Genomic DNA, 9,037 nt, shown 5'->3' on the forward strand with positions numbered 1-9,037 from the left:
CACAACAGGCTAAGGATTATTTTCCCAATTTAAAGGAACATGAGTTACCGCGTTATATTTTAGTCTCGGATTTTCAACGGTTTAAATTATATGATTTAGATTCGGGCAATCAATGGGAATTTGAATTAAGCAATTTTGTTGATAACGTTCATTTATTTGATTTTATTGCTGGTTACGAAAAGCGAGTTTATAAAGACGAAGATCCCGTCAATATTCAAGCGGCCGAGTTAATGGGAAAACTTCATGATTGCCTCAAAGAAATTGGTTATATAGGGCATAATTTAGAAGTTTATCTAGTGCGTTTATTATTTTGTTTATTTGCCGATGATACGGGTATTTTTAATAAGGGTATTTTCTGGGAATATATTGATCTACATACCAAAGAAGATGGCAGTGATTTGGCGATGCACATTGATGCTATTTTTCAGGTTTTGAATACACCAGAAGAAAAAAGATTAAAAAATCTCGATGAGAATTTAACTCAATTTCCCTACATAAATGGCAAGTTATTTGAGGAGTCATTACCCTTAGCGGCTTTTGATAGCAAGATGAGAGTCATGTTATTAGAAGCTTGTGCTTTTGATTGGGGAAAAATTTCCCCTGCTATTTTTGGCTCTATGTTTCAAGCGGTAATGAATCCAAAAGAGCGACGCAATTTAGGGGCGCATTATACCTCCGAGAAAAATATTCAAAAGGTGATTAAACCATTATTTTTAGATGATTTACACAGAGAATTTGAGAAGGTTAAAGGCAATCGCAATAAATTACTAGAATTTCACAAAAAGATTGCTAATTTATATTTTCTCGATCCTGCCTGTGGTTGCGGCAATTTTTTAATTATTACCTATCGGGAGTTACGCGATTTAGAGATTTTGGTATTACAGGAGTTAGATAAAACGGGGCAGTTAGTAACAGATATTAGTACCATTATTCAGGTGGATGTCAATCAGTTTGCTGGTATTGAATACGATGAGTTTGCGGTGAGGGTGGCAGAGGTGGCGATGTGGTTAATTGATCATCAGATGAATATTAAAGTTAGTAATACTTTTGGTCAATATTTTGTGCGTTTACCATTAAAGAAAGCGGCAAAGATTGTTCATGGAAATGCCTTGCGGATTGATTGGGAAGAACTTATATCAAAAGAGAAGCTCAATTTTATTTTAGGGAATCCTCCTTTTGTGGGGCATCATTACCAAAATTTTGATCAAAAAGAAGACTTAAAGCTAGTTCTTGATAAAATCATTGGATCAGGGGTTATGGATTATGTATCAGCATGGTTTTATAAATCTGCTCAATTTATTCAAAACACAAAAATTAAGGTGGGATTAGTGGCGACTAATTCTATTTCTCAAGGGGAACAATCATCTATCTTATGGAATGTTTTAATAAACGAATTTAATATCAGTATTCATTTTGCCCATAGAACTTTCAAATGGAGTAATGAAGCTAAAGGTAATGCTGCGGTTCATTGTGTGATTATTGGATTTGCTAGTTTTGAAGCTAATGAAAAATATATATTCGACTATCAGACTATAACCAGTGAGCCGCTTTTAATAAAAGCCAAAAATATTAATCCTTACTTAATCAATGCAAACAATATTCTGGTTTTTAATCGAAAATATCCTCTCTGTAATGTCCCTAATATGATGTATGGAAATAAGCCAACAGATGGAGGTAATTTTATTTTATCCGAAGAAGAAAAAAATACTCTTGTCTCAAAAAATCCTTTGTTAATTAAATTTATCAGACCTTTTATTAGTGCTAGAGAATTTTTAAATGGTGGTAAAAAATGGTGTTTGTGGCTACTCGATATTAAACCCAATGAACTCAAGAATATACCTGAAATTTTGGAGCGTGTGGAAGCCGTGAAGCAATTCAGATCAAAAAGTATTGCAGCTTCAACCCGAAACTATTCTTATCATTGTTTATTTCGACAAATAACGCAACCAAAATCAGACTATATTCTTGTACCTAGAACTACGTCAGAAAATAGAAAATACATTCCCATTGGCTTTTTTACGGCTGATAATATCGTTAGTGATACTTGTCAAGCTATTCCGAACGGCGATTTATATTTATTTGGTATTCTTACTTCAGAAATGCACATGGCATGGGTTAAATATGTGTGTGGAAGATTAAAAAGTGATTATCGTTACTCAAAAGATATTGTTTATAATAATTTTCCTTTTCCTGAAACGGCGACCGACAAACAAAAACAAACCGTCGAAACTTGCGCTCAAGCTGTGCTAGATACTAGGGTAAAATATCCTGATAGTAGCCTTGCGGATTTATATGATCCTTTAACCATGCCTCCCGACTTGCTCAAAGCTCACCAAAAACTTGACAAAGCTGTTGATTTGTGTTATCGTCCCCAACCCTTTACCAGTGAATTAAACCGTATTGAATACCTCTTTGAACTTTATGAAAAATTAACCGCTCCCCTACTCCCTACCAGCAAACAAAAAGCCACGAAAAGAAAAAATTCTCAATAACCGAAAATGCTTGCTTGTCTGCCTTTTATTCAGTCAACAGTTATCGGTTAACAGTGGAAAAAACTGATATAGTGCTATTGGGAGTAGTAAGGTACAGCGACTTTCTTACCCGTTCCCCGTTCCCCGGCCTAAACCCTAGAAATCATCGGGAATAATCCATTGGGTCGGTTGCGTCAGTTTTTTTAGTCTAGCGGCTTCTGCCATTTCTAACATCTTGTCCAAAGAAGTTTCGGCAATAAATTTAGCTGCTTCGGCGGCATGAGCTTGATTGGGGCATTTATCGCCTAAAATACAACCATTTAGGCAATCTACAGCACAATTTACCTGTTTTTCCATAAAAAATCTCTTTTTCTGACTAGATTTGGCCTTTATATTTTAACCCAACTTTTTTCAGTACCCAAGCAAAATCAATTACCATCGAAAATGAGGTAATTGACCACGGCGGTTCGACAAGCTCACCGTCCACTCGACTGAGCTTCGCCGAACGTCCTGAAAATCGGTAAAACCCCACACCCCACACCCAACCCCCCCGATGTCGGGGGGGTTGGGGGGCCACACCCTACCCCGAGGAAAAACTTTTTCAGCAAACCCTAGGTAAGTAATTATGCCAGTTAAGAAAGCGGCACCCTTAACCTTTCCCTAACCCATAAATTGCTATACATTTTAATTGTGTGAGGAGTGAGAAGAAAGCAAAGTCCTTGGGGTCGAAACACGGCAAGACTCCCAAGGGCTTTTCCATGTCTAGGGAACAGTTGTCAGTCATGAACCAGCCTCAAGAGCGAGAACCTTTTGCCAGTTTAGTTTTATATCATCTCTTTAAATGGTCGTTCGTTAGCCCCACCCTACACGGCTATTTTCGAGGTCGCGTTTACGGAGTGGAAAATGTCCCCCGGCGTCATCCTCTGATTATCGTCTGCAATCACGCCAGTTACTTCGATCCACCCCTATTATCCTGTGCCGTGCGTCGTCCCGTAGCTTATATGGCTAAAGAAGAATTATTTACCATCCCGATTTTAAAACAGGCGATCGCTCTTTACGGGGCCTATCCCGTTAAACGGGGCAGTGGTGATCGCGGCGCAATTCGGGCAGCGATGGCAGCCTTAGCAGCGGGCTGGGCAGTGGGATTGTTTCTGGAGGGAACCCGCACCGAGGACGGATTGATCCATCAACCAAAACTAGGCGCGGCGATGATTGCCGCTAAAGCGGGAGTTCCCCTGTTACCCGTCAGTTTGTGGGGGACAGAAAAGATTTTTCAAAAAGGTTCTTCTTTTCCCCATAGTATCCCCTTAACTATTCGCATCGGGGAAGTGCTGCCACCACCGATTTCTAACAAAAGAGAAGCTTTACAGGCAGTTACCGAGCGCTGTGCCGAAATTATTAACGGATTACACGCCCTCGGACGCTAAGGCGACCTTTTAAACGAGATTTAGTCTTAGATTTCTTTCCCCTACACTTTGAAGTGGGGAATCTAGGCTAAAATTGGCATAACTCGACCATCGCCTCGATCATGTTCTTTTTTGTCCTCGGCTTCAATCTAGGCTTAACTTTATTTAATTGCTTTCTAGTCTGGAAATTGTGGCAATTGCGGCGGATTTTAGGGCGAGTGACCAAAATTTTAAACCGGGTGGAACGACGTTTACACCACATTTTTTACCCCGCCCCGGAATATATTGTTATCGCTGGGGCGAAAACCTATTATCTCCGACAAAACTATCAACGTCTCTGCGGACAGATACAGATACTACAATCCCTATTCTTGACCTTCTCCCTGATCATCCGTTACTGGCAGCGTCAATCCCGTCAACGCCGTCGCCTGTGGTCGCTAAAATTGAGCAAAATCTCTAGCAATTAAGCAGCTAACAGCGATCGCCAACCAGAGTAATACACAAGTACGAGTTAAATTCAAAGCCTGTTCGACGGTTTTGACGGTAATCGGGTTGAGGTTATCGCCCAATAAAGGTTTTTCCACAATCTGGCCCCGGTATTGATTTTTACCCCCCAATTGCACCCCCAAAATCGCCCCATAGACGCATTCACTCCAACCGGAATTAGGACTAGGATCCCGACGGGCATCGCGCCAACAAATGCTTAAAACTCGCCCCGGCCGGCCCGAAATTAGGGCGAGAGTTAAGACCGTTAAACGACAGGGTAGCCATGTCAAAACATCCTCGCTTTTGGCACTAAACCAGCCAATATGGGTGTAGGGTGGCCGACGATAGCCAATCATCGAATCGAGGGTACTAGCGGCTTTATAAGCGCAAGCGAGGGGTACTGGTCCCACCCCCAGAAAAGCACCGAGAAGGGCATAAAAAAGCGGCGCGGTAACTCCATCCACACCATTTTCACTGACAGTTTCTAATAGGGCGCGGAGGATTTCTTCGCGGCTGAGATTATCTGTGTCGCGACCAACGTATAAACTTAGTTGGCAACGAGCTAGGGTGATATTTTCAGCTTGTAAAGCTGCGATGACTGTTTCGGCAGCCTGGCGTAAACTTCTGCCGGCTAAACAACTAGCCAGGAGAATCATTTGTACTAAGCAACTCAGCAGCAAATTGACCTGACCTAACCATTGGATTCCTAGCCACGTTAAGACCCCGGCCAAGATAATTAAACCTAGTCCCAGAATTATGCCCCCTAAACGTTGGCAAATTTTTTCCTGCGTCCAATTAAGAATAACTTTTGTGGCAACAGCAATAATCGCCCCCATCACCTGCACCGGATGAATCCATCCCCAAGGATCGCCGATCAGATAATCTAAAACCGCCCCTAATACTAAAATGATCTCCGTTGCCGTTTCCTTCACCATTACTCCCTTTTGCCATCTATATCCCGAATTTTCTCAATATTGTCTTCCCAGTTAGCCCCATCAAAGAACTGGATCTGAAAATCGCCTAAGACATTGCCATCCAAACAGCGCAGGTTTATATCTATAGCGTCAGGATGGGAGCGGGGACGATAGAAAGGATGAATACCACAAACACGACAAAAATAATGTTGGGCTGTGTGAGTATTAAATGTATAGGTACTTAAGAAATCTTCACCGCTTAGGAGGGTAAATTGTGCTGAAGGAACAATCAGATGCAGAAAGCCTTTTTTCTGACAAATCGAACAATTACAGTCTAGAGCTTGATCATGCTCGATCGCCACTTGAAAACGGATCGCTCCACAGTGACAACCTCCCCCATAAATCTTTGCTTGAGTTGTTCCTGTCATAACTTCTAAACTACTAAACAATAAAGCTGGTTTCCTCTCCCCTAGCGGCGATCCAGCTACGCGCATCGTAGTATAAATCCGCTAAGGTAATCTTACCCAGGGCCTCTTTTAATTTCTCGTGTAGGTGTTTCCAGATAGTAAATGTCACCCAATCTTCTGCCTGTTCGTCCCTGGGATGATAACCTGATAATGGCTCGATCGTCTCTCCCACCGCCTCCAAAATTTGCCCCAACGAGATCCGATTTGCTGGCCTGGCCAATTGATAACCTCCTTGCGATCCCCGAAAGGAGCGAACTAACCCCGCTCGTCGCATTTCTATCAGCAATTTCTCTAGATAAGCGGCCGGGATATCTTGACGTAGGGCGATCGATTTTACCGATACTGGAGTTCCTCTAGGTTGTAAACTAAGATCCAGCAAGGCTTTAACACTATAGTGACCCCTAGTTGTTAGCTTCATTATCCCTCATTTTTACCTCTTGATCTCTATCCTACCCCCTGCCCTCATTGATGACAGAAAGGCTAACCTCCCCTAACTCAGCATCTCGATCAACATTGATAAATTCCGTTAAGATTTTGATCGAGAGATAGAGTGTAATCAATTACAATCAATTTCCTCAAGCAAGTGATAATTTTTAGTTTATACCGTGTAAGATGAGTGTAGAGATCAATCGTAACCCGATTGTTTCTGGTCAGGGGAAGCAATTCTCCTCGACTAGCCTTGATGACCCTAACCTTTACTTATCTGCCGCGAACTTAAATGAACAAAACTACCAATCCAGAACCCCTGACTGGCCTCGAACTAATTGAGAAAGTTAAACAGCTAGGCAACCTCAGCAAAGAAGAAAAAGCCCGGGAATGCGGCTACTATACCATGACAAAAAATGGTATTGAACGCGTTAATATGATGAAATTTCTCAATGCTTTAATCGATGCCGAGGGAATTGACTTAGATAGCAGTGCCAATGGCCACGGACGAGGTGGGCGCTCGGCCAGCTACCGGATCAGTGTCCAATCCAATAATAATCTCCTAATCGGTTCGGCCTACACCAAAAAAATGGGACTCAAACCGGGAGATGAATTTGAAATTACTTTGGGGAGAAAACATATTCATCTCAAGCAAGTTGGCGCCAGCGACGACGACGAATAGCAATAATTAAGGAGAGAGCCGTTTAACTCTCTCCTTGCCATTAGATAAGCTCTTGTCCATTGAAACTAGGTATTTTATCCTCAATCAGTCTTTAAGCATCTAGATCAAAGACTCCGTTCGATATGTCCGGTTAATTTTGTCCTATTAACCGCGGGTAATATACCTCTCCAGAAATCAGGCTAGAAGCCTGATCCACCCAGCTAAAATCTTCATTATTGGAGATGTCTAATGCAGCGACTAGAAAAACTGGCATCTCCTGGGGTGCTAACTAGGAATTCTCGGCTTCTTTGGAGACAATCCAGAAAGCGTGGATAATGCCGGGGACATAACCGATTAAAGTTAAGATAATGTTAATAACAAAGGCTAAACTCAGTCCCGTGGTCAAAAATACGGCTAAGGGCGGCAAAAAAAACGCACAAACTAGGCGAAGAAACATTGTCCATACCTCAAAAAGACTTTAGTGAATCTTAATTCTATCTCAATGGAGCGATTTATCTCCCGTTAAACTGCGTAGCGGTTAACGGGAGATGAATCGCCACCAGAATAAAACTAACGCGGTAGCGTTTCCACTTTCGGGGAGTTTTGGTTCTCGACGTATTTTTTTAGTTGTTCGACAGTAACGCCGCCACAACTGGCCACGAAATAACCTCCCGTCCAAAAATAGGGTTTGTTGTAGAAATACTTTGCCGCTAAGTACGGAAATTCCTTTCTAATTAAGCGACTACTAACTGTTTTAAGATTGGCAATTAACTTGGATAAAGCGATGTCAGGCTTGTAATCGATAATCAGGTGAACGTGATCCGATTCACCGTTAAAATCAAGCAATGCGCTTTCCCATTTCGTCAGCGTTGACGCCAAGATTTCTTTAAGTCGGACTAAGTAGGTAGGCGTTAAAAATTATCAGACACCCCCTCATCAAGGTAGGGTTGATTCATGAATCAACCCTACTTATCAAGGGGGGATCAAGGGGGGATATATCTTCAATTTAATTATAACCACTTACTTAAGATTTCATTGTTAATAACTTTTCGTCGGTATTTGATGACAAATACAACATGAGCAGTAAGTTTGTAAACAGAGCGAAATCCATGATTGTAATCGGTTGACATATTAGGCAGTAAGTGTTAGAATTTAATTTTACATCACGAAACAAACGACAGTGATAACGCTTACCTACCAGTACAAACTAAAGGTAAACAGGCAACAGGAACGGGAGATCGTCCACATTCTTGATGTTTGTAAGAGCGTTTATAATTACGCGCTCTCGGAGCGAAAAGACTGGCTAAACTCTCGAAAGTGTCTGGCGGAGCGCTGTTCGCTAGTTTCCGAGTACATAATTCCTGCGGATCAACCCTATCCAAATTACTTCGTTCAAGCTAAAAATCTAACGGAAGCTAAAAAAGTTTCCCCGATATTAAAGACGGTTAACGCTCAAGTTTTACAGCAAGTCTTAAAAACTTTAGATAAGGCGTTTAACCAGATGAAATCGAAAGGCTTCGGCTTTCCTAGATTTAAGAAAAAGATGCGGAGTTTGGTTTTTCCTGCGCTGTCAAAAAACTTTCTAGGGGATGGATGCTTGAATTTTCCACAATTAGGAAAAATTAGAATCAGGCAATCTAGAGAATACCCGTCCGGATTCGAGCCTAAACAAGCTCGAATTATCCAAAAAGCGTCGGGATTTTACGTTTCGGTTTCCTTCCAATCTCCGGAATTAGTTCCCGATATGACAGTTGGGAAGACCTGTTTAGGAATTGACGCGGGAATTGAAAGTTTTGTCGCTACTTCACGAGGAGATTTAATCAAAGCCCCTCGATTTTTGTTGAAAGTACAGAGTAAGCTTAAATTGCTACAAAGACGCTTGAAACATCAAGTCAAAGGCTCGAACAATTGGTTAAAACTTCAGGAGAAGATAGCAAGATTACCTGAAAAAGTGTCTAATACTCGTAGAGATTGGCACTTTAAATTAAGTCATTACCTTTGCGATTTTGCTGATAATATCTTCGTTGAGGATATTAACTTCGTTTCCTGGTCTAGGGGTATCGTCAGAAAACAATCTCTAGATTCGGGTATCGGTAGTTTTATTAACGAGATACTACCGTTTGTCGCTTGGAAACGGGGAAAATATTATCTTAAAGTCGATAAAAACGGAACTTCCCAGGAGTGTCCGAATTGTGGCGCGATTACC

General features: G+C 41.5%; 12 protein-coding genes and 1 pseudogene. 5 read left to right on the plus strand and 8 right to left on the minus strand.

The window, feature by feature from the left end:
• Nucleotides 1-2,492 (plus strand): DNA methyltransferase (locus O9334_RS19700; RefSeq protein ID WP_288002004.1); only part of this gene is annotated, 2,492 nt, incomplete at its 5' end.
• Between the two features lie 135 nt (nt 2,493-2,627).
• On the opposite strand, the gene O9334_RS19705 is transcribed toward O9334_RS19700, so the two are convergent.
• Together O9334_RS19705 and O9334_RS23230 are read right to left on the minus strand one after the other, a co-directional pair.
• Nucleotides 2,628-2,828 (minus strand): hypothetical protein, encoded by a 201-nt coding sequence (locus tag O9334_RS19705; RefSeq protein ID WP_045362169.1) that lies wholly within the window; start codon nt 2,826-2,828, stop codon nt 2,628-2,630.
• Between the two features lie 75 nt (nt 2,829-2,903).
• The gene (locus O9334_RS23230; RefSeq protein WP_376750911.1) at nt 2,904-3,095 is read right to left on the minus strand and encodes a hypothetical protein; all 192 of its coding nucleotides are present in this window, start codon (nt 3,093-3,095) and stop codon (nt 2,904-2,906) included.
• A 134-nt stretch (nt 3,096-3,229) separates the two neighbouring features.
• On the opposite strand from O9334_RS23230, the gene O9334_RS19710 reads away from it, so the two are divergent.
• Both O9334_RS19710 and O9334_RS19715 read left to right on the plus strand, forming a co-directional pair.
• A complete protein-coding gene (locus O9334_RS19710; protein WP_288002006.1) occupies nt 3,230-3,898 on the plus strand; it encodes a lysophospholipid acyltransferase family protein in 669 nt (222 codons plus the stop codon).
• Nucleotides 3,899-3,999: 101 nt separating this feature from the next.
• Nucleotides 4,000-4,344 carry a hypothetical protein gene (locus O9334_RS19715; RefSeq protein WP_024969212.1) on the plus strand — a complete coding sequence of 115 codons (345 nt, stop codon included), beginning with the start codon at nt 4,000-4,002 and terminating at the stop codon, nt 4,342-4,344.
• Here O9334_RS19715 and cbiB read toward each other — a convergent pair.
• The 3 genes from cbiB to O9334_RS19730 are packed head-to-tail and all read right to left on the minus strand — an operon-like array spanning nt 4,315 to nt 6,162.
• The gene (cbiB, locus tag O9334_RS19720) at nt 4,315-5,295 is read right to left on the minus strand and encodes an adenosylcobinamide-phosphate synthase CbiB (RefSeq protein ID WP_288002012.1); all 981 of its coding nucleotides are present in this window, start codon (nt 5,293-5,295) and stop codon (nt 4,315-4,317) included. The genes O9334_RS19715 and cbiB overlap by 30 nt on opposite strands.
• A 2-nt stretch (nt 5,296-5,297) precedes the next feature.
• Complete coding sequence (locus O9334_RS19725) at nt 5,298-5,771, minus strand: GFA family protein (RefSeq protein WP_080754349.1); 474 nt, start codon at nt 5,769-5,771, stop codon at nt 5,298-5,300.
• On the minus strand, nt 5,719-6,162 hold the full coding sequence (locus O9334_RS19730; protein ID WP_002738021.1) for an Rrf2 family transcriptional regulator: 444 nt from the start codon (nt 6,160-6,162) through the stop codon (nt 5,719-5,721). Before O9334_RS19730 ends, O9334_RS19725 begins: the two co-directional genes overlap by 53 nt.
• Nucleotides 6,163-6,462: 300 nt before the next feature.
• Here O9334_RS19730 and O9334_RS19735 point away from each other — a divergent pair, with 300 nt between their 5' ends.
• Nucleotides 6,463-6,852, plus strand: a complete 390-nt coding sequence (locus O9334_RS19735) for an AbrB family transcriptional regulator (RefSeq protein WP_002798186.1) — start codon at nt 6,463-6,465, stop codon at nt 6,850-6,852.
• A 268-nt stretch (nt 6,853-7,120) separates the two neighbouring features.
• Here the strand turns inward: O9334_RS19735 and O9334_RS19740 are convergent, their stop codons facing one another.
• The 3 genes and pseudogenes from O9334_RS19740 to O9334_RS22935 all read right to left on the minus strand — a co-directional run bounded on the left by O9334_RS19740 (nt 7,121) and on the right by O9334_RS22935 (nt 7,961).
• Nucleotides 7,121-7,288: a YqaE/Pmp3 family membrane protein gene (locus tag O9334_RS19740; protein WP_002757335.1), complete on the minus strand. Its 168-nt coding sequence runs from the start codon at nt 7,286-7,288 to the stop codon at nt 7,121-7,123.
• Between the two features lie 113 nt (nt 7,289-7,401).
• Nucleotides 7,402-7,746, minus strand: a pseudogene (gene tnpA, locus O9334_RS19745) (IS200/IS605 family transposase); the annotation flags it as partial.
• 95 nt (nt 7,747-7,841) lie between these two features.
• Nucleotides 7,842-7,961 carry a transposase gene (locus O9334_RS22935; RefSeq protein WP_353737849.1) on the minus strand — a complete coding sequence of 40 codons (120 nt, stop codon included), beginning with the start codon at nt 7,959-7,961 and terminating at the stop codon, nt 7,842-7,844.
• Between the two features lie 50 nt (nt 7,962-8,011).
• On the opposite strand from O9334_RS22935, the gene O9334_RS19750 reads away from it, so the two are divergent.
• Nucleotides 8,012-9,037, plus strand: a 1,026-nt coding sequence (locus tag O9334_RS19750) for an RNA-guided endonuclease InsQ/TnpB family protein (protein ID WP_288002009.1), incomplete at its 3' end; no start/stop codon positions are given.

The organism is Microcystis sp. LE19-8.1F (genome assembly GCF_027531715.1).
GTDB classification, from domain to species: Bacteria; Cyanobacteriota; Cyanobacteriia; order Cyanobacteriales; family Microcystaceae; genus Microcystis; species Microcystis wesenbergii_A.